The 26,987-nt window shown below is 64.2% G+C and carries 16 protein-coding genes and 1 riboswitch; of the genes, 7 read left to right on the top strand and 9 right to left on the bottom strand.

Annotated features, from left to right (window positions below; all coding sequences use genetic code 11):
- Nucleotides 1-22 precede the first annotated feature (22 nt).
- From B5D62_RS14715 to B5D62_RS14675, 9 genes are all read right to left on the bottom strand, one after another.
- Nucleotides 23-1,312 carry an amidohydrolase family protein gene (locus B5D62_RS14715; protein WP_085934590.1) on the bottom strand — a complete coding sequence of 430 codons (1,290 nt, stop codon included), beginning with the start codon at nt 1,310-1,312 and terminating at the stop codon, nt 23-25.
- On the bottom strand, nt 1,312-2,235 hold the full coding sequence (locus B5D62_RS14710; protein ID WP_085934589.1) for an ABC transporter permease: 924 nt from the start codon (nt 2,233-2,235) through the stop codon (nt 1,312-1,314). The genes B5D62_RS14715 and B5D62_RS14710 overlap by 1 nt, the downstream gene beginning before the upstream one ends.
- Nucleotides 2,236-2,242: 7 nt before the next feature.
- A complete protein-coding gene (locus tag B5D62_RS14705) occupies nt 2,243-3,292 on the bottom strand; it encodes an ABC transporter permease (protein WP_085934588.1) in 1,050 nt (349 codons plus the stop codon).
- Nucleotides 3,282-4,859, bottom strand: a complete 1,578-nt coding sequence (locus B5D62_RS14700; RefSeq protein ID WP_085934587.1) for an ABC transporter ATP-binding protein — start codon at nt 4,857-4,859, stop codon at nt 3,282-3,284. The genes B5D62_RS14705 and B5D62_RS14700 overlap by 11 nt, the downstream gene beginning before the upstream one ends.
- Entirely contained in the window at nt 4,856-5,881 is a 1,026-nt protein-coding gene (locus B5D62_RS14695; RefSeq protein WP_170920941.1) for a BMP family protein, read from the bottom strand. Before B5D62_RS14695 ends, B5D62_RS14700 begins: the two co-directional genes overlap by 4 nt.
- 324 nt (nt 5,882-6,205) lie before the next feature.
- A complete protein-coding gene (locus tag B5D62_RS14690; protein WP_085934586.1) occupies nt 6,206-7,003 on the bottom strand; it encodes an alpha/beta fold hydrolase in 798 nt (265 codons plus the stop codon).
- 48 nt (nt 7,004-7,051) lie between these two features.
- Nucleotides 7,052-8,593, bottom strand: coding sequence for an efflux transporter outer membrane subunit (locus B5D62_RS14685; RefSeq protein ID WP_085934585.1), 1,542 nt, complete (start codon nt 8,591-8,593; stop codon nt 7,052-7,054).
- Nucleotides 8,593-11,748, bottom strand: a complete 3,156-nt coding sequence (locus tag B5D62_RS14680) for an efflux RND transporter permease subunit (protein ID WP_085934584.1) — start codon at nt 11,746-11,748, stop codon at nt 8,593-8,595. The genes B5D62_RS14685 and B5D62_RS14680 overlap by 1 nt, the downstream gene beginning before the upstream one ends.
- Nucleotides 11,749-11,797: 49 nt before the next feature.
- Nucleotides 11,798-12,979, bottom strand: a complete 1,182-nt coding sequence (locus tag B5D62_RS14675; RefSeq protein ID WP_218191059.1) for an efflux RND transporter periplasmic adaptor subunit — start codon at nt 12,977-12,979, stop codon at nt 11,798-11,800.
- Nucleotides 12,980-13,198: 219 nt separating this feature from the next.
- On the opposite strand from B5D62_RS14675, the gene B5D62_RS14670 reads away from it, so the two are divergent.
- The 7 genes from B5D62_RS14670 to B5D62_RS14640 all read left to right on the top strand — a co-directional run bounded on the left by B5D62_RS14670 (nt 13,199) and on the right by B5D62_RS14640 (nt 26,973).
- Nucleotides 13,199-13,876 (top strand): response regulator, encoded by a 678-nt coding sequence (locus B5D62_RS14670; protein WP_085934582.1) that lies wholly within the window; start codon nt 13,199-13,201, stop codon nt 13,874-13,876.
- Nucleotides 13,877-13,899: 23 nt separating this feature from the next.
- Entirely contained in the window at nt 13,900-15,252 is a 1,353-nt protein-coding gene (locus B5D62_RS14665) for a sensor histidine kinase (protein WP_218191058.1), read from the top strand.
- Nucleotides 15,253-15,441: 189 nt separating this feature from the next.
- A riboswitch (TPP riboswitch) is annotated at nt 15,442-15,569 on the top strand.
- A 50-nt stretch (nt 15,570-15,619) separates the two neighbouring features.
- Nucleotides 15,620-17,431, top strand: a complete 1,812-nt coding sequence (gene thiC / locus B5D62_RS14660) for a phosphomethylpyrimidine synthase ThiC (protein WP_085934581.1) — start codon at nt 15,620-15,622, stop codon at nt 17,429-17,431.
- A 217-nt stretch (nt 17,432-17,648) separates the two neighbouring features.
- Nucleotides 17,649-18,905: an MdtA/MuxA family multidrug efflux RND transporter periplasmic adaptor subunit gene (locus tag B5D62_RS14655; protein WP_085934580.1), complete on the top strand. Its 1,257-nt coding sequence runs from the start codon at nt 17,649-17,651 to the stop codon at nt 18,903-18,905.
- Between the two features lie 15 nt (nt 18,906-18,920).
- Complete coding sequence (locus B5D62_RS14650) at nt 18,921-22,124, top strand: multidrug efflux RND transporter permease subunit (protein WP_085934579.1); 3,204 nt, start codon at nt 18,921-18,923, stop codon at nt 22,122-22,124.
- Entirely contained in the window at nt 22,121-25,453 is a 3,333-nt protein-coding gene (locus B5D62_RS14645) for an efflux RND transporter permease subunit (RefSeq protein WP_085934578.1), read from the top strand. Before B5D62_RS14650 ends, B5D62_RS14645 begins: the two co-directional genes overlap by 4 nt.
- Complete coding sequence (locus B5D62_RS14640) at nt 25,450-26,973, top strand: efflux transporter outer membrane subunit (protein WP_085934577.1); 1,524 nt, start codon at nt 25,450-25,452, stop codon at nt 26,971-26,973. Before B5D62_RS14645 ends, B5D62_RS14640 begins: the two co-directional genes overlap by 4 nt.
- The last annotated feature ends 14 nt before the right edge of the window (nt 26,974-26,987 follow it).

Genomic DNA, 26,987 nt, shown 5'->3' with positions numbered 1-26,987 from the left:
AGAGGAGCCGGCCGAATTCGCGCTAAACGGGCCGGGTCGGGCCGAACGTAAAATCGACGCTTGCCGGGCGTTCCGGCAGGTTCAGTGCTGCGCGCGCTGGCTCGCATCGGCTGACGATCCGGCCGCGCCGCACCACGAACAGGCGCGTTGCCCGGGTCCGGATTGCCTCCACCGGGTTGCCGGCCTGCAGCACCACGAGATTGGCGTGGCATCCGGGCGCAAGGCCGTAGCCATCGAGATGCAGGAGCCGCGCGGCATTGATCGTGACGGCGTCGAAACAGGCCTTCATGCCCTCCTGGCCGGTCATCTGCGCGACATGCAGGCCCATGTTTGCCACGTCGAGCATGTCGCCTGATCCGAGCGGATACCAGGGATCCATGACGCAATCGTGCCCGAATGCCACCGTAAGCCCGGCCGCCATCAGCTCGGGCACGCGCGTCATGCCGCGGCGTTTTGGATAGGTATCGTGACGCCCCTGCAGAGTGATGTTGATCAACGGGTTGGCGACCACGCCAAGCTGCGCCTCCGCCATCAGCGGAATCAGCTTCGAGACGTAGTAGTTGTCCATCGAGTGCATCGAGGTGAGATGCGAGCCCGTCACCCGGCCCTGCAGGCCCAGCCGCTGTGTCTCGCAGGCCAGGGTCTCGACGTGACGCGACAGCGGGTCGTCGCTCTCGTCGCAATGCATGTCGACCAGCAATCCACGCGCGGCGGCAATCTCGCATAGCAGCCGAACCGAGGCGGCGCCCTCGGCCATGGTCCGTTCGAAATGGGGAATACCGCCGACGACATCGACGCCGAGGTCGAGCGCGCGGACCAGCTGGTCCTTCGCGCCCGCCGAGCGCAACACGCCGTCCTGCGGGAAGGCCACCAGCTGAAGGTCGAGATAGGGGGCGACCCGCTTCTTCACCTCCAGCAATGCCTCGACGGCCAGGAGGCGTGGATCGCAGATATCGACGTGACTGCGGATCGCCAGCAGCCCCCGCGCCACGGCCCAATCGCAGTAGGCCAGCGCCCGCTCGACGATGGCCTCCTGAACGAGCTGTGGCTTCAGTTCGCCCCACAGCTCGATGCCTTCCAGGAGCGTGCCGGACCGGTTCACGCGCGGCAGCCCGTAGCTCAAGGTCGAATCCATATGGAAATGCGCATCGACAAAGGGCGGCGTGACCAGCCGGCCGTTTGCATCGATCTCCTGGCCTGCCTGGCCGGCCAGCGCCGACTCGACCGCGATGATGCGTCCATCCCGGATACCGATATCGACGCCGCTGCGGCCGTCAGGCAAGGAAGCGCCGCGCAGAACGAGATCGAACATCAGCGCTCTCCTTTGCGGTATGGAACCATCAGCGCATGAGGGTAGGAGGCGCGGCGCGCAACCAGCACCAGCGCCAGGATGCTGAGCAGATAGGGCATCATGAGGAAGACCTGATACGGCAACACACCACCGGACGCTTGCTGCAAGCGCACTTGCAGGGCGTCGAAGACGGCGAACAGGAGGGCGCCAACAAGAGCCTTCCCCGGTCGCCACGAGGCGAAAACGACCAACGCAATGCAGATCCAGCCACGCCCGTTCACCATATTGAAGAAGAAAGCGTTGAAGGCCGAGAGCGTGAGGAAGGAACCCGCCAATGCCATCAGGGCGCTCCCCGCCATGACCGCTCCTACGCGCAGCGCTGTGACGTTGAGGCCTTGCGCTTCGGCGGCGGCTGGATTCTCGCCGACCATCCGGACCGCCAGCCCGACCGGGGTGCGATAAAGGACATAGGCAATTCCGCCCACCAGCGCCAAGGCCGAGTAGGTCAGCGGCGTCTGCGCCAGCGCGCCCGGCAGAGGCAATGGCTGGAAGGGAACGATGGTCGGGGGCGTGCTGGCCTGCGGCAGGACGAGGCGATAGACGAAGGAGGACAGGCTGGTGCCCAGCAGCGTCACGCCGATGCCGGTAACGTGCTGCGACAGGCCCAGAGGCACGGTCAGTGCGGCATGCAGCAGGCCGAACAAGGCTCCGCAGGCCGCTGCGGCCAGAACACCGGCCCAAAGCCCGCCGCCTTGATAGACGGTCATCCAACCGGCCATCGCGCCCAGGGTCATGATGCCTTCGATGCCGAGATTGAGGACGCCGGCCCGTTCGCAGATCAACTCGCCGAGCGTTCCCAGCACATACGGAGTGGCGATGCGCAACACCGCCGTCCAGAAAGCAGCGGAAATCAGGGTGTCGAGGAGGGTCGCGACGATATCCATGTCTTTTCTATCCGCGCCGTAACCGGTAGCGCACCAGCAAGCCGGCAACGAGCATGCACAGCAGGCTCGTGGAAACCATCACGTCGGCGATGTAGTTCGGGATCGGCATCGCCCGGCTCATCGCGTCGGCTCCGACGAAGATGGCGGCGATGAATACAGCCGCGCCGACCACGCCCAATGGATGCAGCTGCGCCAGCATGGCGACGACGATGCCGCTATAGCCAAAGCCCGGCGACAGATCGAGTGTCAGATAGCCTTTGAGCCCGCAGACTTCGGCCGCACCGGCCAGTCCAGCCAGGCCGCCCGACAGCAGCGCCGTGCGCAGCATGATCCAGGTCACCGGCATACCGGCGAAGGCGGCGGCCCGAGGATTGGCGCCCACCGCGCGGTTCTCATAGCCCCAGATGGTGCGCGTATCGATCAACCACAGCAGGATCGCCAATCCCACGGCGATGGCCAATCCCGCATGCAGGCGCGTACGGGCGATCAGCTTCGGTAGTTCCGCGGCAGAGATCACTGGCGCCGATTGCGGCCAGCCCATTCCCATCGGGTCCTTCAACGGCCCCTCGAGCAGCATCGACACCAACAGCAGCACGACGAAATTCAGGAGCAGCGTGGTCACCACCTCGTCGACGCCGAAGCGGACCTTCAACACCGCCGGCCCGAGAAGGGTCGCCCCGCCCACTGCCATCGCCGCCAGCATCACGAGGGGGACAAGCAACCCCGCCGGCAGATCGATCATCCCGCCTCCCAGGATCACGGCCGTCAGCGCGCCCATGTAGAGCTGCCCTTCCGCGCCGATGTTCCAGAGCTTGGCCCGAAAGGCGACAGCCGCGGCGAGGCCGGTCAGGATCAGAGGCGTTGCCCGGGTGAGCGTCTCGGTCAGCGCGAAGCGCGAGCCCAGCGCCCCCTCGATCAGCAGTCCGTAGGCGCGCAGCACCGGCGCCCCGGTCCACGCGACGAGCACCGCGCAGAGCGCGAGTGCCGCCGCTATTGCTCCGAGGGGCGCGATCAACTGGAGGGAAAGAGGGCTGTCGGCGCGCGGTTCAAGCCGCATCGAGAATCTCCGGAAGGATGTCCCAGTGACCGGCCATCAGCAGGCCGAGCTGGCCGATCGACACATGGCCGTTTGGCAGAAGTGGAGTCAGCCGGGCCTGATGGATCACCGCAATCCTGTCGGCCAGAGCCAGGATCTCGTCCAGGTCCTCGGAAATCAGCAGCACGCCGGCACCGGCGGCCCGTGCCTCCAGCAGTCGACCGTGGACGTAGGACACCGCGCCGATATCCAAGCCGCGTGTAGGCTGGCTGGCCAGGATCAGATCCGGCCTGTAGGCAAGCGTTCGGCCGAGGATGAGCTTCTGCATGTTGCCGCCCGACAAGAGCTGCGTGCGCGCATCCGGTCCAGGGCAGCGAACGTCGAAGTCCTTGATCACCTCGCGTGCATAAGTGCGGGCGGCGCTGCGGCGCAAGATGCCGAACCGCGAGAACGCGCGGTCACGGTAGCGTTCGCCGATCAGGTTCTCCCATACCGTCATGGCGCCGACGAGGCCGGCGCTGTGCCTGTCCTCGGGGATCCGCGCCACGCCGCGATGGACCATGGCCTTCGGATCGGCCCGCTCGACGCCAACGCCCTTGATCGTTACGCGTCCGGAGTCGGGGGCGCTCAAACCGCTGACCAGTTCGGCCAGCGCTGTCTGACCGTTGCCCGATACGCCGGCGATGCCAACGACCTGATGTCGGCACACGGTCAGGTCCACCGCATCCAGCAAGGGTTGGCCATGGCCAGAAACCACCGTCACCCGAGACAGATCCAGCACCGGATCGCCGGCGAGGAGCGGCAGGGGGGCGGGGGGTGTCACCGTTCGGCCGACCATGAGCTCCGCCAATTTGGCGCGGTCGGTGCTATTCGTTGCGTGGGTGGCGACCAGCTTGCCGGCGCGCAGCACGGCGACCGTATCGCTGGCCGCGAAAACTTCGTTCATCTTGTGGCTGATGAAGACAATGGCCAGGCCATCGGCTGTCAGCCGCCCCAATGTCTCGAACAGGCCGGCCGCTTCCTGGGGCGTCAGGACCGCCGTGGGTTCGTCCAGGATGAGGATGCGAGCATCGCGATAGAGGGCTTTCAGGATCTCGACGCGCTGTCGCTCGCCGACCGACAGGTCCGCCACGAGCGCGTCGGGGCGCACGTCCAATCCGAACCGTTGTGCCAGCTCCAGCAAGCGTGTCCGTGAGGCCCTCCGATCCGATCGGAGGCGCCACAGCGATTCGGTGCCGACCGCGACGTTGTCCAGCACTGACAGGTTGTCTGCCAGGGTAAAATGCTGGTGCACCATGCCGATGCCGGCTTCCAGTGCGGCGTGCGGCGAGCCTGGCGGCAAAGGGCGGCCAAAGACTTCGATGGTGCCCTGTTCGGCGACGTAATGGCCGAACAGGATATTCATCAAGGTTGTCTTGCCGGCGCCGTTCTCTCCCAGCAAGGCAAGGACCTCGCCGGCATGCAACGTCAACGAGATCGCGTCGTTGGCAAGCAGCGGACCGAAGCGCTTGGTGATGCCGGTAAGCCGGAGGACGACCTCCGGCTTACCTTTGGTGGAGAGCGAGCGTGACGCGGACGCCGCCGTCACATCGTCGCTTTCGGCTCGGCGTCGTTCACCTTGACCGTGAACTTGCCGGCAAGGATCTCCTGCTCGCGCGCCTTGACCTTTTCCTTCAGCGCCTCCGGAACCTTGGATTCGAAGGTTCCCAAGGGAGCAAGGCTAGAGCCCTTGTACTCCATCCGGCTGTACGGGCCGTAATCTTCGGCCTTGTAGGTTCCCGCTTTCACGGCCGCGATCGCGCGGTCCACCGTCGGTTCCATGTGCCACAGCGCACTGGCGACGACGGTATCCGGATATTGCGGCTGGGTATTGATCACGTTGCCAATCGCCAACACCTTGCGCTCCTTGGCGGCATCCGACACGCCGAAGCGTTCCGCATACATCACGTCCGCGCCGCGGTCGATCATGGCGAAAGCTGCTTCCTTGGCCTTGGGCGGATCGAACCACGAGCCAATGAAGCCGACGAGGAACTTCACCTGCGGGTTTACCTCCTTGGCTCCCTCCATGAAGGCATTCATCAGGCGGTTGACCTCGGGGATCGGATAGCCCCCGACCATCCCGATGATGTTCGATTTGGTCATGCCGCCGGCGATCATGCCGGTGAGATAGGCCGGCTCCTGGATGTAGTTGTCGAAGACCGAGAAGTTCGGTTCCTGTGGCTTGAAGCTCGAACCCATGACGAACGCGGTCTTGGGATAATCCTTGGCCACAGTGCGGGCGGCACGTTCCACGCCGAACACCTCGCCGAACACCAGCTGCTGGCCGCCCTCGGCGTATTGGCGCATCACCCGTTCATAGTCCGTATTGGCGATGGACTCCGCCCAGACATAATCGATGTCGCCACGGGCCTCCGCAGCCTTGAGGGCCGTATGGATGCGGCCGACCCACTGCTGTTCGACCGGAACGGTGTAGATGCCGGCAACCTTCAGTTTGCCCTTCACGCTCTGCGCCCAGGCGGGCAGCGCGCCAGCAACGGCCATCGCGGCGGCGGCGCGCAACACGGCGCGACGTGGCGCGACGATCGCGCGCCCGGCTTTGAAAACTCCCATCTCGTCTCCCTTTCCTCGTTTGCCGTTGGCTGCCGATCGCAACCGTGCGCCGAAATGGACGCGTCGAGGGCTGATATGCAACCGAAATGCCAGCCGGGACACTGCTCCTCCGCCACAGGCCATTCGGCATCATCCCGGAAAATCTTGCCATACGCTTGATAAGTGGGCAAATTTTCTTGTCCATTTGGTCAAATTCTGGGCTGACAAGCCTGCTGTCTGCGAGCACCGGCTTCTCCGCATTGTTGAGTGCAGCAATCTCAAGTTGTAGGGCGGAGTCTGCTTCGGGCCGTTACCGGACGCTCTCGGCGACCGAAGTTCGGGTCCTTATCCCAACAACGCCAAGGGGGCGATGAAGCGGGCTATTTCCGACAGGACATAGGCGGGCTGCTGCAGATGCGGGCTGTGCCCGCAATCCGGGACGAGGCGGGTTTCGCAGTAGCCGCCCACCTTGCCGGCGATGATGCCGAGTTGAAGTTCGGTGCCGTATTCGTCGTCTTCGCCTTGGATCGCCTGCACCGGCACCTGGATACCCGGCAGCCGTCCGTCCGCGTCCATCGGCTGGAAGCCGGGAGCGGACCATGCATCGGCCCAGAGATGGAAGGCGCGATCGACATTGTCGCCATGGTACTTCAGCAGGCGCTGCCGTAGATCGCCCACGGTAAAGGCAGCCTGGGCATCGCGGATGCGATCGACGCAGATCGGTTCGTTGATGGCGTGGGCGGCGAGCGTCGTCACCGCGCGAAGCGGCTCGGGATCGGCGGCGGCATAGTTCAGGGCAATGGTGCCACCGTCACTATGGCCCACCAGAACGCAGTCCTCGATACCGGTGGCAGCCAGCAACTTGGGCAGAATCAGGTCGGCCTCGATCTCCATATAACGGACGCCGGGGTCGGACGGCCACGGGCTCGACTGGCCGTAGGCCGTGCGATCATAGATCAGCCCGGTGCACTGCGTGGCGTCGCAAAGCTTCTGCGGGAAGTCGCGCCACATCTCGATGCAGCCCAGCCCTTCATGCAGGAAGATCAGCGTGGTGCGCTCCAGTCCATCGCTGCGCTGCGGCTCGAGCCGTCGCACGCGAAGGGTCCGGTCGCCAAGGTCAATGAAATCGTCTGAGGGAGGCATCGCGCTCTTTTCCCGAGTGCGCGTGCCATGGTCAAGCCGATGGTGGGGTCAGAGCGCCTGCGCGACCGTCGGCTTTGCGCTGGCGGCAGGTCGTGCCGGCGGCTGACAATGCAGCCGGCGTGCCTGTTCCTCGGGCCCGGCGTCGCGATTCCACCAGCCGCCGCCAAGCGCCTGGAACAGCGCCGCCGTATCGGTCAGGCGAGAGGCCTGCGCCTGGACCCGATTGAGCAACGCCTGCTGATAGGTGAGCTGCGCAATCAGGACCGTCAGATAGGTCGTATCACCCAAGGCCAGCCGGCGCTGGGCGATGTCGAGGCTGGTTGCGGCTGCATTCTCGGCATCGACCGAGGCTTTCAGCGTGATCGCATCATACTGCAGGCTGCGCAGCGTATCGGCGACATTGCGGAAGGCCAGCAGCACGGTCGAACGATACTGGGCATCGGCCTGTTCCAGTCCGGCGATGGCGGCTCGCTTCTTGGCGGCCAGCGCACCGCCATCGAGCACGGTCTGAAGCGCGCTTGCCCCGACCGACAGGCCCATCAGGCCGGGGCCGAACAGCGTATCCGTGCTGAGCGACTGCGTGTTGACACTCGTACTGAGGGTGATCTGCGGAAGCTGATTGGCAGTCGCCACACCGACCAGCGCGCTGGCCGAATGAAGATTGGACTCGGCCGCCCGTACATCCGGCCGCTGTTCGACCAGGCGAGACGGGAGGCTGAGAGGCAAGTCGCGTGGCAGGGTCAGGTCTTCGAGCCGGAATTTCGCGGCGACATCCTCGTTCGGCAACCGTCCGGTGAGCGTGACGAGGAGATCACGTTGCAGAGCAAGAGCCTTCTGCAGCGGCGGCAGTGTCGCTTCGGACTGGGCCAGGGCGGCCTGCTGCGTCGCCACATCGCCGCCGGGAATTGCTCCCAGGCCGGATTGGCGCTGCAGGATACCAAGCGTTTCGCGCTGGGCCGCAATGATGCGTTGCGTGGCGTCGATCTGAGCCCGCAGCGAGGCTTCCTGGATCGCCGCGGCAACCACGTTCGAGGCCAGCGACAGGTAGGCGCCTTCGAGCTGGAAGCATTGCGCCTCGGCCAGCGCTTCGAGCGATTCGATCTGGCGGCGGTTGCCGCCCCAGATGTCGAGGGCATAGCTGATGCTGAGGCCCAGCGTGAACAGCCCGTAGACCGTGGAGCCGGTGGACGTCGCCGGCGACAGGCTGGTCGGAGTCTGGTTCTGGGACGCCCCAAGACCGGCCTGAAGCGTCGGGAACAGGGTGGCGCGCTGGGCCCGGGCATTCTCCTGCGCCTGCTTCAGCCCGGCCACGGCCGCGTGCACATCGGGATTGGCCCGCAAGGCACTCTCGATCAGGCCGTTCAGCGGTCGTGACTGAAACACCTCCCACCATTGGCCCGGAATATCGAGCCCCTGAACCAGCTTTTGTGCGTCACCACCCGGAATGCCGCCGGCGACGAGGTCCGTGGGCGTATCCGGCAGGAACGAACTGGCCTTGGGCGGCGCCGGATTCTGGAAATCCGGGCCGACCATGCAGCCAGTCAATGCGGTGCAAACGACGCCAGCGAGAAGCAGCGACCCGAGGCGCATCAGTGTGCCTCCGTCTCGCTCGGAGCCGGCACGTCTATTCTGGGCCGGCGTCGCGAGAAGAGGCCGATCGCCGCCGGAAGGACCGTGAGGAACAGGCACGGTGCGAGCAAGGTGCCGCCGACGATGACCACCGCCAGCGGCCGCTGCACTTGGCTGCCGATCGCGGTCGAGAAGGCGGCCGGCAGCAGTCCGACGCAGGCGGCGACGCAGGTCATCAGGACCGGCCGCATCTGCTGCTCGCAGGTCTGGCGCAGGGCATTGTTCGGTTCTAGTCCGGAATCGATCAGTCGATTGTAGCACGACAGTACCATGATGCCGTTCATGGCCGCGATGCCGAACAGCGCCACGAAACCGATGGCTGCCGAGATGCTGAAGGGCATGCCGAAGAGGAACAAGGACAGCAATCCGCCGGTCAAGGCCAAGGGAATGGCGCTGCCGGCCAGCAGCATGTCGCGCACGCTGCCGAAACTCACATACAGCAGAAGCAGGATCAGCGAGATCGCGATGGGCACCGCGATGGCCAGTCGGTTGAGGGCATTCTTGAGATTGCCGAACTCGCCGACCCACTCGAGATGATAGCCGCCGGGCAGCTTCACTTTCTCCGCCACGCGCTGCTGCGCCTCGAGGACGGCACTGCCAAGATCGCGACCGCGTACGCTGAACTTCACCGGGATGTAGCGTTCCTGCTGCTCGCGGTAGATGTAGAAGGCACCCGACACCAGCTGCACGGTGGCGACCTCGCTGAGTGGCACCTGCGTGACGCCGTTGGGTCCCTGAACACCGATCGGGATGCGCTTGATCGCTTCGAGATTCTCGCGGTAGCGCGGCGCCAGGCGCACGACCATCGGGAAGTGCCGGTCGCTACCATTCTCGTACAGGTCACCGGCGGCCTGTCCGCCGATGGCGGCCTGGACGGTCGCATTGATGTCGCCCGGCGCGAGGCCGTAGCGGGCGGCCCGGCTGCGGTTGATATCGATGCGGATGGTGGGCTGGCCCAGCGACGCGAACACCGACAGATCGGCGATGCCCGGCACCGTCGACATCGCATCCTTGATCTCGTCGCCCAGTCTCGCCAGTGTCTCGAGGTCATTGCCGAAGACCTTGACCGAGTTCTCGCCTTTCACGCCGGAAGCGGCTTCCTGAACGTTGTCCTGGATGTATTGCGAGAAATTGAACTCGACGCCGGGGAAGGCCTTCACGAGCGCGTCGTTGATCTCGGCGATCAAGTGCTCCTTGTCGAGCCCCTTGCGCCACTTGTCGAAGGGTTTGAGCGGGACGAAGAATTCGGCATTGAAGAACCCTGTCGAGTCGGTGCCGTCATCGGGCCGGCCGTGCTGCGAGATGACCGTCTCGGCTTCGGGGAAGCCCTTGATGAGCTTGCGCATCCGGTTGGCGTAGTCGTTGCCCTCCTCCAGCGAGATCGAGGTCGGCATCGTGGCCCGGATCCACATGTTGCCTTCCTCGAGCTTGGGCAGGAACTCGAGGCCAATAGAACTGCCGGCCAGCGCTGCGAGGGCGACGAGACCGACACCAGCCAGAACCGTCGTCCCTCTACGCCTCAGCACCTGGTCGCGGACACGCCCATAGAACCGCGACAGCGCACGCACGACACGCGTCTCGGTGTGGGCGACGTTCTCTGGCAGGATCAGGGCTGACAGGGCGGGCGAGACAGTGAAGGTCGCGAGCAGGCCGCCGGACAACGCATAGGCGTAGGTCTTGGCCATCGGCCCGAAGATGTGGCCCTCGACGCCCGACAAGGTGAACAGCGGCAGGAAGCCGGCGATGATGATCGTGGCGGCGAAGAAGATGGCCTGCGTCACTTCCGTCGACGCCTGGTAGATCACCGCTATCCTGCCGGTCAGTCCGGCGGGTGTTGGCCGCCCAGTCCGGACCGCGGCACCATGGCTGGCCAGGGTCAGGTGACGGAAGATGTTCTCGACCATGATCACCGTGGCATCGACGATGATGCCGAAATCGATGGCGCCCATCGACAGCAGGTTGGCCGATTCGCCGTTCAGGACCAGGATGGTCACTGCGAACAGCAAGGCGAAGGGAATGGTGGCGGAGACGATCAGGGCGCTGCGCAGGTCACCCAGGAAAAGCCACTGGATCAGGAAGATGAGCACGACGCCCACCACCATGTTGTGGAGCACGGTATGGGTGGTGACGCCGACCAGCACGCTGCGATCGTAGATCCGTTCGATCCGCACGCCGGGTGGGAGGATGCCGGAGGCGTTGATCTTCTTCACCTCCGCCAGCACGCCGGTCAGTGTGGGCAGCGTCTCGGCGCCGCGGCGCATCAGCACGATGCCCTGCACGATATCGTCGTCGTCGTTCTGACCAGCGATTCCCAGTCGAGGCTGGTTTCCAACCGTTACGGTGGCGACGTCCGACACCAGGATCGGCGAACCGTTGGGCGACGCCAACATGGTGTTGCGGATGTCGTCCATGGAGCGAATCTGGCCGACCGAACGCACGATCGCCGATTGCGGCCCGATGTTCACCGTGTTGGCGCCGACATTGATGTTGGCGTTGTTCAGCCCGTCCAGCACCTGCTTGAGGGTCAGGTTGTAGGCTTGCAGCCGGGCCAGATCGACGGTGATGTCGTAGGTCTTGGTCTTGCCGCCCCATCCCGTCACATCGATCACACCGGGGATGGCTTTGAAGCGGCGTTGCAGGATCCAGTCCTGGATCGTCTTGAGGTCGGTCACCGAGTAGCCGGGAGGACCCACGACCCGGTAGCGGAAGATCTCGCCGATCGGGCTGGTGGGCGAGATTTGCGGCTGCACCCCGTTGGGCAGAGGGGCGAGCTGCGACAGCCGGTTGATGACGTACTGCGAGGCCTGCTGGTAGGTGAGGTCGTAGGTGAACTGAACCTTGACGTCCGAGAGGCCGAATAGGGAGATGGTCCGGATGGCCTGGACGTGCGGCAGCCCCGCCATCTGGATCTCGATCGGGATCGTGATGTAGCGTTCGATCTCCTCCGACGACTGCCCCGGATTCTGGGTGATGATGTCGACCAGCGGCGGAACGGGATCAGGATAGGCTTCGATGTTGAGCGAATTGTAGGCGAACAGGCCGCCCGCCATCAGCACTGCCGCCAGGATGATGACGAGAATGCGCTGCTTGAGGGCGGCTGCGACGATGGCTTGCATGATGGGGAAAAGCGGGTTTGGGGAAGGGAGCGCAGCGTATTCGGACGGATCAATCCCGCGCAGCAGCGCGGTCGATGAACAGCGTACCCGACGTCACAACCGACTCTCCGACCGAGAGGCCCTTGCGGACCTCGACGATCCCGTTCTCGGTCGAGCCGATGTCGATCGAGCGGCTCACCACCTTCTTGTCCTGTGGCCGCGCGACCCAGACCCGAGCCTTGGAGCCCTCGTAGATCACCGCATCTTGCGGCACGCCCGGCATCAACCGGGTTTCACCCGAGATGATACGGAAAGTGGCAAACATTTCGGGCAGCAGCTCGCGACCCGGATTCTGGATCTCGGCACGCACCGGCAGGCGACGTGTATTGGGGTCCAGTGCTGGCGCCACATAAGAAAGCCGGGCGTTGAACACGCGGCCCGGATAGGCCAACACCGAAACCTCGACCGGCGCGCCCACCTTCATCAACGGTGCGTCCGATTCCCGCACGTTGGCGACCAGCCACACGGCCGCCAGGTCACCGACGGTGAATACCGGATCGGTCGCGCCCACCGTGATGTATTGACCCAGCCCGACCTTGCGCTGGATCACGGTTCCGGCGATCGGCGCGGTGACCACGGTCTCGGCGCCGATATGATCGACTTTTTCGAGCTTGGCGATCTCCTCGTCCGAGCGACCGAGAATGCGCAGCCGGTTGCGTGTTGCCGCCAGCGCGATATCGGCCGAACGCATGTCCCCCTGCGCGGCCACCAGATCCGACTGTGCCTGCTCCAGATCCTTCAGCGCGCCGCCGCGGATCGCCAGCAGCTCGCGTTGCCGCTTCTCCACCGTCTGCGCGAGCTCGAGACGCGACTTGGCCTTTTCGACTCCCGCCACGGCCGTAACCAGATCGTTCTGGGCCTGGACGAATTCCGTGGCCTCGATCGAGAACAGCGGAGCGCCGCGTTCGACGTGGTCGCCGGGCTTGGCGATAAGGCGGGTCACCCGGCCGGAATAGGGCGAGAATACCGGCGTGGTCGTATCCTCATTGATGGCGATCTTGCCGTCCGTCGTCCGCTCGTCACGGAACGCCACCTGCCGCACCGGCGCCAGCTTCAGGCTGCTCCACTGCGTTTCGCTGGGGGCGAATGCACCGTCGGACTCGGCGGTGATTTTGTTGTCTGATCGGCCTACCGCATTGCCCGCACCGCTATCGAGCATCCAGAACGCAGCCACGCCAACCGCGACAACCACGGCTCCGCCGCTCGCGATCCAAAGGCGATTGCGCCTGGTCCTTGCGGCGGGGGCGGGTTCGGTGATCGTCATGGCCGGAAAGCGTTCCGATACGCGGCGAAAGAGTGGAACGAGACAATGAACATCTAGCGTGCGCTCATTACTTTAACCTGACGGACAGATCTGCAGGGGTCGTGCTACAGTCATGTTTGCCCGGAAATCAAGGCGGTCGCGCCACTCATGAGAGTACTCATCGTCGAAGATAACCCGGACCTGGTATCGTTACTGATCAAAGGTCTGGCTCACGGCGGCTTTGCTGCGGATTCCGTCGCCACGGTCGAGGATGCTCGCCACGTCCTCGCGACGATGAAGTACGCCGCGATCGTCCTCGATCTTGGACTGCCCGACGAGGATGGGCTTGTCCTGCTGCGGGAGATGCGCCGGCGGAGCGATGCGACGCCGGTGCTGGTCCTGACGGCGCGCGATGGCGTGACCGACCGAGTCACCGGACTGCGCGAAGGCGCCGACGACTATCTCGCCAAGCCGTTTGCGATGGAGGAACTGGTCGCTCGCCTGCAGGCCCTGTTGCGTCGGCCCGGCAACCTGCTGGGTCGAATGCTGACCTTCGGCAACGTTTCGCTCGATACCGAGGGTAGGCAGGTTTTTGTCGACGGCAAGCCACGGGCCTTCCCGGCACGTGAAACAGCGGTTCTCGAACTTTTGTTGCGTCGAGGCGGAAATGTGGCGCCGAAGCGGCTTTTCGAGGATCACCTGTTCGGACTGTCCGGTGATGTCGGCTCGAACGCGGTCGAAGTCTATGTCCATCGCCTGCGAAAGATGCTTGCCGACGCCGGTGCGTCCGTAAAGATCCATACCGTACGCGGCGTTGGCTATCTGATGTCTGAAGAAAAGGGTTGATCCGTCATGTGCGGGAGCATGGTGTGACGCGCTTCCAGTCGATCATCACCCGGATCGTCGTGCTGCACGTGGTGGCGATCGCCGCGACCTCGATCCTGATGCCGCTTGCGCTGTATTGGCTATTGAACCAGGCCGCCAACAACCTGCATCGCGATGCATTGCGCAGTGAGGCTTTCATCATCGGCAGCTTCCTGCGGCCGCAATCGGACGGCTCCCTGTCGATGGACATGCCGAAGGAGATTCGACCGCTTTATTCGTCTGATTACGGCCTCTACTCCTATGCCGTCCTCGATACCGACGGACATGTCCTGTTTTCGTCCCAACCCGATGGCAAGGCGCTGTTCGTATCCGACGAGTCGGCCCTCAACGACTGGTTCATTCGTCGCCGTTCCAGCGGCTCGGAACTGTTCGGGGTTACCGTGGCGCGGCCGGTTGGCGAGAAGATGTACTACATCCAGGTCGGCCAGGACCTGGCGCATCGGGATGTGATCATCGACGACGTGGTGACGTCATTTCTTCCGCATGTCGCCTGGATCACCTTCCCGATCCTGCTGTTGCTGCTGCTGATCGATATCCTGATCTTTCGTCGCGCGCTCGAGCCGGTGCGCGAGGCATCGAAGACAGCGGCCGCGATCGGCCCGCGCCGTACCGACGTTCGTCTGCCTGAGCAGACGATGCCGACGGAAATTCAGCCGCTGGTCCATGCCGTCAATCTGGCGCTCGAGCGCCTCGAAGGGGGCTTCCGCGCTCAACGCGATTTCACGGCGGATATGGCCCATGAATTGCGAACCCCGCTCGCCATCGTGCGCGCCCGCGTGGATACGCTGGAGCCTGGGCCGGTGCGCGATGCCTTGCGGGCGGATCTCGTCAACATGACGCGCACCGTCAACCAGGTGCTCGACATCGCCGAACTCGAGGCTTTTATCGTCGCGACGGACGCAAAGGCCGATCTCCATGCCGTCTGCGCCGATGCCGTCGCCTTTATGGCGCCGCTCGCTGTCGAATTGTCCAAGACGATCGCCCTGACCGGCGATTCCAGTCCGGTATGGGTGCGCGGTCAGGCCGAAGCGCTGTTCCGGGCCGTGCGCAATCTCATCGAAAACGCCATCCGCCACACGCCGACCGGCACCTCGATCGAGGTCGAAGTGACAAAGGAGGGCATCGTGCGGGTCATGGACGATGGGCCGGGCGTGCCCGCGGGAGATCGGGAATCGATCTTCCGCCGGTTCTGGCGCCGGGATCGCGAGAAGCCGGAGGGCCGAGGGCTGGGTCTCGCGATCGTTGCCCGTGTGGCCGAGGCCCATGACGGCAGTGTTGCCGTCGCCAACCGTCCGGAAGGTGGCGCGGTGTTCACCTTGAAACTTCGTCCCGCCTGACCGGGCGCTGGATCGACATTTTGGCCTCGCGACGCAGAGCGGAACGACCGGTTTGTCGCCGATGACAGGAAGCGGCAGGATTCACCAATCCAATCAAGCGTTTGGCGCTCGAGCAGGAGCAATTGGCGGTTGCCGCCAAAGTTCCAATCTGAAGCCGGGTTTTTTCCAGTCGCGCTTCAGTCTAGGATGCATTCGTCCAAGGGGTGCCCCGGCAAGGGGCTGAGATATCGACGGCCACGAACTATCGGAGGCGGCGCGGTGACCCTTTGAACCTGATCCGGGTCATGCCGGCGAAGGGACAGGATGCGCTCCTTTGCACGACACACCGGGTCTCCTTTTGTCGTTTTGCCACGGGAGATCCTTCAACATGGACAGCCTTATTTCGACGCCAAAGGTGACAACTGGGCCGCTGCCGGCTTCCCAGAAGATCTACGTCACGCCCGAAGAAGCACCCGATCTCAGCGTTCCCCTACGTGAGATCACGCTGAGCGCGCCGACCGAACCTAAGGTCCGCGTCTATGACACGACCGGGCCTTATACGGATCCCACAGTTTCGATTGATGTCAGCAAGGGACTGGCCCGCACGCGCCGCGATTGGGTATTGGCGCGGGGCGGCGTCGAGGAATACGACGGGCGGCCCATCCAGGCCGTCGACAACGGCAATGTACGGGGGGCGGCACTGCAGCCCTTCCCGAATACGGCACGGCCGTTGCGAGGCCTCGACGGCAAGCCGATCACGCAGTTCGAGTGGGCTCGCGCCGGCGTGATCACCAAGGAGATGATCTACGTCGCCGCGCGCGAGAACCTCGGACGGAGGCAGGCGCATGAACTCGCCAAGGAGCGGCTCGCCGACGGCGAGAGCTTCGGGGCCGCATTGCCCGAGTTCATCACGCCTGAGTTCGTGCGCCGGGAGGTGGCCGCCGGCCGGGCGATCATTCCTGCCAACATCAATCATACCGAGCTCGAGCCGATGATCATCGGCCGAAATTTCCTGGTGAAGATCAACGCCAACATCGGCAACTCGGCCGTCAGCTCCTCCATGGAGGAGGAAGTCGAGAAGATGGTGTGGGCGATCCGGTGGGGCGCGGACACCGTCATGGATCTCTCGACGGGTCGCAACATCCACGACACGCGCGAATGGATCGTGCGCAACTCGCCGGTTCCGATCGGTACGGTGCCGATCTATCAGGCGCTCGAGAAGGTGGGCGGCGATCCGACCAAGCTGTCCTGGGAGGTCTTCCGCGACACGCTGATCGAACAATGCGAGCAGGGCGTGGATTACTTCACCATCCATGCCGGCGTGCGCCTGGCCCACGTGCCGCTCACCGCAAGTCGCGTGACGGGCATCGTCAGTCGCGGCGGCTCGATGATGGCGCAATGGTGCCTGACGGAGCATCGCGAGAGTTTCCTGTACGAGCATTTCGGCGACATCTGCGACATCATGCGCAAGTATGACGTGTCGTTCTCGCTCGGCGACGGGCTGCGACCGGGCTCCAATGCGGATGCCAATGATGCCGCCCAGTTTGCCGAACTCGAGACGCTTGGCGAACTGACGAAGGTTGCCTGGGACAAGGGCTGCCAGGTGATGATCGAAGGTCCCGGTCACGTGCCGATGCACAAGATCAAGGCCAATATGGACAAGCAGCTCAGGGAATGCGGAGAGGCGCCGTTCTACACGCTCGGGCCGCTCGTCACCGATATTGCGCCGGGCTACGACCACATCACATCCGGTATCGGTGCGGCGATGATCGGCTGGTTCGGCACGGCGATGCTCTGCTACGTCACGCCGAAGGAGCATCTCGGTCTTCCCGATCGCGATGACGTGAAGGTGGGCGTCGTCACCTACAAGATCGCCGCCCATGCCGCTGACCTCGCCAAGGGACATCCGGCCGCTCGCCTGCGGGACGATGCGCTTTCCAAGGCGCGCTTCGAGTTCCGCTGGCGCGACCAGTTCAACCTCTCGCTCGACCCGGCGACGGCGGAAAAATTCCACGACGAGACGATGCCAAAGGAGGCGCACAAGACGGCGCACTTCTGCTCGATGTGCGGGCCGAAGTTCTGCTCCATGCGCATCACGCAGGACATCCGCGACTATGCCCAGAAGGGCATGCAGGAGATGAGCGAGAAATTCAAAGCGGTCGGCAACCAGCTCTACGTCCCGGACAAAGCCGCGGACTGACAGCCAGGCCGAATAAACCACTGCCGCCAGTGCGCCCTTGCCGGGATGCGCTGGCGGCTTCACTATTATTTGAGGTTCCAAAGAGCATCCGGCGCCGGCTACCGCGGAAGGGGAGCCGAATGGTCGCCTTGCGCCCCAGCCACCGGTTAGGGGAGACTCCGTTCCTTCCCTGCGTATAGCACAGGGTGGAAAGGCTCAGCTTGGGGCGGATGAGGCGATGAAACGACTGCGGACCCTGCTTGGGATCGGCTTGGGACTTGCCGTAGTCGTGGGAGCCGGCTGGTACTTCGCTTCCTCGCGTACCGCATCCAACGGCCCAGCCGGCCGTCCCAATATGGCGAACCAGCCGGTCACGGTCGGACTTGCCACGGTGGCCAAGGGTGACATCCCTCTGGTCACCAGGGCCTTGGGCACGGTCACGCCTCTGGCGACCGTTACCGTCAAGACACAGATCACGGGACAGCTCATGCAGGTGGCCTTTACCGAGGGCCAAGCTGTGAAGAAGGGCGATCTGCTCGCCGTTGTCGACCCGCGTCCCTACGAGGTGGCCTTGCAGCAGGCCATCGGTACGCTGGACAAGGACGAGGCCCTTCTCAAGAACGCGCAGCTCGATCTCACCCGCTACCAGAAGCTGGTTGCCCAGGATTCCGTGGCACGGCAGACCTACGACACCCAGGCCTCGCTTGTCCGTCAATACGAAGCGACGGTCGTTACCGACCGCGCGGCCGTCGACGCTGCGAAGCTTAATCTCGTCTACACGCGCATCATTGCCCCGACCGACGGCCGCATCGGCCTGCGCCTGGTGGACGCCGGCAATTACGTCACCATAGGCGACAGTACGGGGATCTGCGTCATCACCCTGATGAAGCCGATGTCGGTCGTCTTCAGCATTCCTGAGGATTCCCTGCCGCCGGTGCGCAAGCGTCTGCGCGAGGGCGCGACGCTGCAGGCAACGGCACTCGACCGGGCCCAAAAGATCGAACTCGGCGTCGGCAAGCTCGAAACCACCGACAACCAGATCGACACGACCACGGGCACCGTGAAGCTGCGCGCGACGTTCGACAATTCGGACGAGGCGCTCTTCCCCAATCAGTTCGTCAACATTCGTCTTCTCGTCGACACGGTGAAGGATGCGCTGGTGGTTCCAGTGGCGGCCATCCAGAAAGGCCAGCCTGGAACGTTCGTCTATCGCGTCAAGCCGGATGACACGGTCGAGATTCGGGTCGTCGAGACGGGCGCAAGCGATGGCGACAGGATTGCCATTACAAAGGGGCTCGCGCTCAACGACCAGGTCGTCGTCGACGGCACCGACCGGCTGCGCGACGGCTCCAAGATTCGGCGCCCACCGCCGGCGGGCGCGCCCGTCGCGGCAGCTCCTCCCGAGGGTGCGGGAGCGAGCGGCCGGGATGCCGGCGCTGACGGAGCCCCCGGACCAGGCCGCGGCGCCGGACGGCGCGGCCAGTCCAGCAATTAGCGCTATCCACGCGACATGAACCCGTCGCGGATCTTCATCGAGCGGCCGGTCGCCACGTCGCTGCTGATGGTGGCGATCATGCTGGTGGGCCTGATCGCCTACCGCTTCCTGCCGCTCGCTGCCCTGCCTCAGGTCGATTATCCGACCATCCGGGTCCTGACCCTTTACCCGGGAGCCGGCCCGGAAGTGATGACCTCGTCGGTGACGGCGCCGCTCGAGCGTCAGTTCGGGCAGATGCCGGGACTCAACCAGATGACGTCGACCAGCTCGGCCGGCGCGTCGTCGATCACGCTGCAGTTCGACCTCTCCCTCGGCATCGATATCGCCGAACAACAAGTGCAGGCGGCGATCAATGCCGCGGGCAATCTGCTGCCCGCCGACCTTCCGGCGCCCCCCATCTATGCCAAGGTCAATCCGGCCGATGCACCGATCCTGACGCTGGCGGTGACATCGAAAACCGATCCGCTCACCAAGGTCTACGATCTGGTCGACGTCCGGCTCGGGCAGAAGATCTCGCAGGTGCCCGGAGTCGGTCTCGTCTCGCTCGGTGGCGGCCAGAAGCCCGGTTATCGCATCCGCGCCAACCCGACGGCGCTGGCCGCCTACGGGCTCAATGTCGATGACCTGCGGACCACCATCACCAACGCCAACGTCAATACGCCCAAGGGCAATTTCGACGGGCCGACGCGCAACTACACCATCAACGCCAACGACCAGATCACCGATCCGAACGTCTTCAAGGATGTGATCGTCGCCTATCGCAATGGCTCTCCGGTCCGTTTATCCGACGTGGCCACGGTCGAGAATGGCCAGGAGAACAATCGCCTGATGGCCTGGGCCAACCTGACCCAGGCGGTCATCATCGACGTACAACGCCAGCCCGGCGCCAACGTCATCGCCGTCGTCGACAACATCAAGGCGCTGCTGCCGCAGTTGCAAGAGACCTTGCCGAGCTCGATCGAGGTGTCGGTTCTCACCGACCGTACCTTGACCATTCGCGCCTCCGTACGAGACGTGCAGATCGAGCTGTCTTTCGCCGTCCTGCTGGTCGTGGCGGTGATCTTCCTGTTTCTGGGCGATTGGCGGGCGACGATCATTCCCAGCCTCTCGGTGCCGCTGTCGCTGGTCGGCACCCTGGCCGTGATGTACCTGGCGGGATTCTCTCTCAACAATCTGTCGATCATGGCCTTGACCATCGCGACCGGCTTCGTGGTCGATGATGCCATCGTCATGATCGAGAATATCGCTCGCTACATCGAGGAGGGCGAGAACCCGGTCGAGGCGGCTCTCAAGGGCTCCAGCCAGATCGCCTTCACCGTGGTGTCGCTGACCGTCTCCCTGATCGCGGTGCTGATCCCGCTGCTGTTCATGGGCGACGTCGTGGGCCGGCTGTTCAGCGAGTTTGCGGTCACGCTTTCCGTGACCATCCTGATTTCGGCGGTCGTGTCGCTGACTCTGGTGCCGATGATGTGTGCCCAGCTGCTGCGTCGACGCGACGTTCCGGGAGGGCGGACGGTAGAAGGCCCGGGGCCGCGAGCAGCGAGCGCTGCCGAATCGCATCCAGAAGCGCAGGCGCTGGGCGCGCGCTGGTTCGCGAGGATGATCGACCTCTATGACCGGGGGCTGGTCGTCGTCTTCCGCCACCAGACGCTGACCCTGCTGGTCGCAGTGGCCACCGTGGCGCTCACGGTCGTGCTCTATATCGTCATCCCGAAGGGCTTCTTTCCGGTCCAGGACAACGGCCTGATCCAGGCAGTGACCGAGGCATCCCAGACTATATCCTTCGACGCCATGCGCGAACGGCAGCGAGCGCTGGCCGAAATCATCCTGAAGGACCCCGACGTCGAGAGCCTGAGTTCCTTTGTGGGTGTCGACGGAACCAATCCCACGTTGAACTCGGGCCGGATGCTGATCAACCTCAAGGATCGCGACGCACGCTCTCTGACGGCCAGCCAGATCATCCGCCGGCTGCTGCAGGAGACCGCCAGCGTGCAGGGCATCCAGCTCTACATGCAGCCGGCCCAGGACCTGACGATCGATTCGACCGTCAGCCGGACGCAGTACCAGTTCGTGCTCGAAAGTCCCAATCCGAAGGATTTCGACATATGGGTGCCGCGGCTGATATCGCGCATGTCGCAGATCCCCGAGATCGTCGACGTGACCAGCGAGCTCCAGAACCAGGGGCTCGCCATGTATATCAAGATCGACCGCGACGCCGCGGCGCGGTTCGGCGTCACCGCCGCCACGGTCGACAATCTGCTTTATGACTCCTTCGGTCAGCGCATCGTCTCGACCGTCTATACGCAGTCCAACCAGTATCGCGTCATCTACGAGCTCGAGCCCTCGATGGCTCGCACGCTGGACGCGCTGAACAACCTCTATCTTCCCGGCTCGAGCTCGACCAGACAGGTCCCTCTCTCCGCGATCGCGACATTCGAGGAGCGGACGGCGCCGTTGCGCCAGGATCGGCTCAGCCAGTTTCCGGCAACCACGATCTCGTTCAACCTGGCGCCCGGCGCGTCGCTCGGCGATGCCGTCGAGGCGATCACGGCGGCGCAGAAGGAGATCGGCATGCCACGCTCGATCTCGACGCACTTCCAGGGTGCGGCGCTGGCCTTCCAGAAGGCGTTGAGCAGCCAGCTCATGCTGATCCTTGCCGCCATCGTCACGGTCTACATCGTGCTGGGCGTGCTGTACGAAAGCTACATTCATCCCATCACGATCCTTTCGACCCTGCCATCGGCCGGCATCGGCGCGCTGCTCGCGCTCATGATCGCCGGCGACGATCTTAGCGTCGTCGCCATCATCGGCATCGTGCTCCTGATCGGTATCGTCAAGAAGAACGCGATCATGATGATCGACTTCGCGCTCGAAGCCGAACGCCACGAAGGCAAGGCGCCGCAGGAAGCCATCCACCAGGCCTGCCTGCTGCGTTTTCGGCCGATCCTGATGACGACCATCGCCGCCCTGGTGGGAGCCTTGCCGCTGATGCTGGGAACCGGCACCGGCTCGGAGCTGCGCCATCCGCTTGGCCTCACCATCGTCGGTGGCCTGATCGTCAGCCAGATGCTGACGCTGTTCACGACACCGGTGATTTACCTCGCTTTCGACCGTGTCGGCCGGCGTCTGCGGGGCGTGCCGCTCGATACGCCGGCCTATCCCCTGGCCTCGGAGGATGCGCCGGACGTCAGTGAACTGCCCGAGGGATTCCAGCCGTGAATCTCTCCGCCCTCTTCATTGCCCGGCCGGTCGCCACCACCTTGCTGACGATCGGCATCCTGCTGGCCGGATTGATGGGCTTCATCGCCTTGCCGGTCTCGCCGCTGCCCAAGGTCGATTTCCCCACGATCCAGGTCCAGGCCCAGCTTCCGGGCGCCTCGCCGGATACGGTGGCAAGCAGCTTGACGACACCGCTCGAAAGACGATTGGGGGCGATCGCCGGCGTCAGCGAGATCACCTCGATGAGCACGGTCGGCAACTCGCGCATTACGCTGCAGTTCGACCTGTCGCGCGATATCGATGGAGCGGCTCGCGACGTTCAGGCGGCCATCAACGCCGCACGTGCGGACATGCCGGTCAACCTGAAGAGCAACCCGGTCTATCGCAAGATCAATCCGGCCGATGCTCCTGCGGTGATCCTCGCGCTGACGTCGGATACGCTGCCGCAAGGCCAGCTCTACGACGCTGCTTCGAACATCCTGCAGCAGAAACTGAGCCAAGTGACCGGTGTCGGGCAGGTCACGCTGGGGGGCAGCTCGTTGCCGGCGGTGCGGGCGGAGATCAATCCGAACGCCCTGTCGAAGTACCAGATCGGCCTGGAAAGCGTGCGCGCGGCTCTCGCGGCAGCGAACGCAAACTCGCCCAAGGGAGCTGTCGAGGTCGGCGACCGCCGCTACCAGATCTATACCAACGACCAGTCGCGCGCGGCGGCCGACTACCGTGACCTGGTGATCGCCTGGCGTAACAACGCGCCGGTGCGGCTGTCCGATGTGGCCCAGGTGGACGACTCGGTCGAGGACCTGCGCAACGAGGGCCAGGCCAACGGCAAGCGGTCGGTGCTGGTGATCATCTACCTTCAGCCGAACGCCAACATCATCGCCACCGTGGATCAGGTGAAAGCGGAGCTGCCGGATCTGCAGGCGGCATTGCCGCCCGAGATCGACGTCAACCTGGTGTCGGATCGGACAACCACCATTCGCGCTTCCCTCAAGGAGGTCGAGCGAGCGTTGAGTCTCAGTGTCATCCTGGTGGTGCTGGTGACCTTTGCCTTCCTGCGCTCGGTGCGGGCGGCTCTGGTGCCGTCGGTGGCCGTGCCCGTGTCGCTGGTCGGGACTTTCGGCGTCATGTACCTGATGGGCTTCAGTCTCAACAATCTGTCGCTCATGGCCATGACGATCGCCGCCGGCTTCGTCGTCGACGATGCGATCATCGTGCTGGAGAACATTTCGCGGCATATCGAGGAGGGCATGCCGCGGCGGCAGGCGGCGGTGCGAGGGGCGAAGGAAGTTGGCTTCACCGTGATCTCCATGAGTCTGTCGCTCATCGCCGTCTTCATTCCCATTCTGTTGATGGGCGGCATCGTCGGCCGTTTGTTCCGGGAATTCGCCGTCACCCTGACCATCGCCATCGTCATTTCCATGGTGGTGTCGCTGACCACCACGCCGATGATGTGCGCCTACGTGCTGCGCGCGCCTCGGCAAGACGAAGTGCAACGGCCGCCGGGCTGGTTCGCGCGGGTGAGCGAGCGCGTCTTCGATGGCGTGCAGGGCTTCTACGGGCGCACCCTCGCTTGGGTGCTGCGCCATCCCCGTGCGACGATCCTGGTCTTTCTCGGCACGGTGTTCCTGAACGTCTTCCTGTACTACGAGGTGCCCAAGGGTTTCTTTCCCCAACAGGACACGGGCCGCATCATTGGTGGGATCCGCGCCGACCAGAGCATCTCGTTTCAGGCAATGCGCCGGAAGTTCCGCCAATTCATGGCCATCGTGCGCTCCGACCCGGCGGTCGACAACGTGGCGGGCTTCACCGGCGGGTTCCAGACCAACTCCGGCTTTCTGTTCGCCAGTCTCAAGCCTCTTTCGCAGCGGGACGCTTCCGCGGATCAGGTCATTGCCCGTCTGCGGGGGCGATTGGCGCAAGTGCCGGGCGCCAATCTCTTCCTGCAGGCGGTGCAGGACATCCGTGTCGGTGGCCGGCAGGGCAATTCGCAATACCAGTTCACGCTGCAATCCGATTCCTTGGCCGATCTTTATACCTGGGCCCCGAAACTGGTGGCTGCCCTGCAGCGGAACAGCTCGGTCATCACCGATATCGACTCCGACCAGCAGCAGCACGGTCTGCAGGTGGATATTGCCATCGACCGCGATTCGGCGAGCCGGCTGGGTATCAGCACCAGTTCCATCGTCTCTACGCTGTACGACGCTTTTGGCCAGCGACAGGTCTCGACGATCTATAATGCGCTAAATCAGTATCACGTCGTCATGGAGGTGGCGCCGGAATACTGGCAGAACCCAAAGACGCTGGAGCAGATCTATGTCAGCACGATGGGTGGATCGATCAGCGGCGCGACCTCGACCCAGGCCATCGTTTCGACATCGCCGAGTGTGTCCACGAGTTCCGGCAATACCGGGTCGGTAACGGGGCTCACCAATGCCGCCACCGCGCTCGATCCGAGTCAGGCGGTGCGCAACCAGCTCACCAACCAGATCGCCGTCAGCGGCCGGGGCGCCGCGTCGACGGCGGCGGCCGTCAGCACGTCGCCCGAGACCATGATCCCGCTTTCGGCGGTCACCAACTATGCCTTCGACACCACGCCGCTCGGCGTCAATCACCAAGGGTTGTTCGTCGCCACCACCATCTCGTTCAATCTGGCGCTCAACAAGACGCTGAGCGACGCGGTTGCCTACATCAACCACACCATGCTCGAGATCGGGATGCCGGCCTCGATCCACGGTTCGTTCCAGGGCACGGCGCGCGCATTTCAGCAGTCACTCGACAGCCAGCTCGTCGTTGTGCTGTTTGCGCTCGCGGCCATCTACATCGTGCTGGGTGTCCTCTATGAAAGCTATATCCATCCCATCACGATCCTTTCCACCTTGCCGTCGGCCGGCATCGGGGCGCTGTTGGCGCTGATGATCTTTCATGTCGAGCTCAGCATCATCGCCATGATCGGCGTCCTGCTGCTCATCGGCATCGTTAAGAAGAATGCCATCATGATGATCGATGTGGCGCTCGACCGCGAACGCAACCAGGATCTCGACCCGCGGCAGGCAATCTATGAAGCCTGCCTGTTGCGCCTGCGCCCGATCCTCATGACGACCATGGCCGCCATGCTCGGTGCCCTGCCGCTCGCGCTCAATTTCGGCGATGGCGCCGAGCTGCGACGGCCGCTGGGACTTTCCATCATTGGTGGCCTTCTGGTCAGTCAGGTGCTGACGCTCTACACAACGCCAGTGATCTATCTTTATCTCGACCGCTTCCGCCGGCGTGACCGCGATCCCCTGAGCCGGTTGGCGCGCTCTATGGGCGGGCTCGAGGCCCGCGCATGAACTTCCGGACTGTCATTCCCTTCCTTGTGCTTTTTCCCGTCGCGGCCTGCGCTGTCGGACCCGACTACCAGCGCCCTCCGCCAGCGAGCGACCCGCCCGCGGCCTACAAGGAAGTGAACGGGATCACGTTCCGTCCGGCGGCTCCTCGCGACACGATCGATCGTGGCCCCTGGTGGACGATCTATGCCGATCCGACACTGGATCGCCTGATGGCACAGGTCGATGTGTCGAACCAGACGCTGAAGGAAAACGAGGCGGCCTATCGGCAGGCGGTGGCATTGCTCCGCCAGAGTCAGTCCGGCCTGTTCCCGACCTTTGGCTATACCGGTTCGATCCAGCAGGTCAGTTCCAGCGGCGGTCGCGGCGGAGCCGTCGTCAGCACGGGCAGCGGTTTCGTGACGGGCACCAGCAACGGGTCGGTCGGCCAGTATTCGATCGGCAGCACGATCAGCTGGGAAGTCGATGTCTGGGGCCGCATCCGGCGCACAATCGAAAGCGATGCGGCGGCGGCGCAAGCGAGCAAAGCCGATCTGGATGCGGCTCGGCTGTCGGCGCAATCGAGCCTGGCGACGAGCTACTTCTCGTTGCGTATCTCGGACGAGCGACGCGACCTCTACAACAGGTCGATTGCAGCCTATGCGCGCTCGCTGCAGATCGTGCAGAATCAGATGAATGCGGGTACCGCCTCGCGGCTCGATCTGGCGCAGGCGCAGACATTGCTCGAGCAGACACGTGCCCTCTATGCCGCGGAAGCCGCCAATCGCGCCCAGTTCGAACATGCTGTTGCCGCCCTGGTCGGCAAGATCCCGGCCGAGGTCTCGATCGAGACCGCGCCGCCGCCGGCGACGGTGCCGACGCTCGAGGCCGGTGCGCCATCGGCCCTTCTCGAGCGGCGCCCCGATATCGCGGCTGCCGAGCGTACGATGCAGTCCGCCAATGCGCAGATCGGCGTTGCCCAGGCGGCCTACTATCCGGACTTCACCTTCAATGCCAGTATCTCGTTCCTGACGACGACCCTCAGCAATCTGTTGCAGATCGGCTCTGCCGTATGGTCGATAGGGCCACAGCTGTCGGGTACGCTGCTCGATGGCGGTGCCATGAAGGCCGCAGTTGAGGGCGCGCGAGCCAATTACGACAAGATGGTCGCCACCTATCGTCAAACCGTCATCACCGCTTTTCAGCAAGTCGAGGACGCCCTGGCGCAGCAAAACTATTTTGCCCAGCAGGAAGAGATCCAGCGACGCGCCGTCGCGGCCGCGCGCGATGCCGAACGGCTCTCGCTCAATCAATACCAGGCAGGGACCGCCGCCTATACGACGGTGGTGACGGCGCAGCAGACGGCGCTCAGCGCCGAACAGACCTTGATCAACATCCGCCTGAATCGCCTGACCGCCAGCGCCACGCTGGTTGCGGCCCTTGGGGGTGGATGGCGGGATTCGGATCTGCCGGCCCTCATTCCTCCCAGCCCCAAGACCCTGCCCAAGCCATCGCCGGTGAAGAAGGGCTGGTGGCCGTTCTGACAGCCAGGTTCGGC

The sequence above is a fragment of the Enhydrobacter aerosaccus genome (assembly GCF_900167455.1).
GTDB lineage: Bacteria > Pseudomonadota > Alphaproteobacteria > Reyranellales > Reyranellaceae > Reyranella > Reyranella aerosaccus.
The sequence above is the reverse complement of the archived record's forward strand: the minus strand, read 5'-3'. Positions and strand labels throughout refer to the sequence as shown.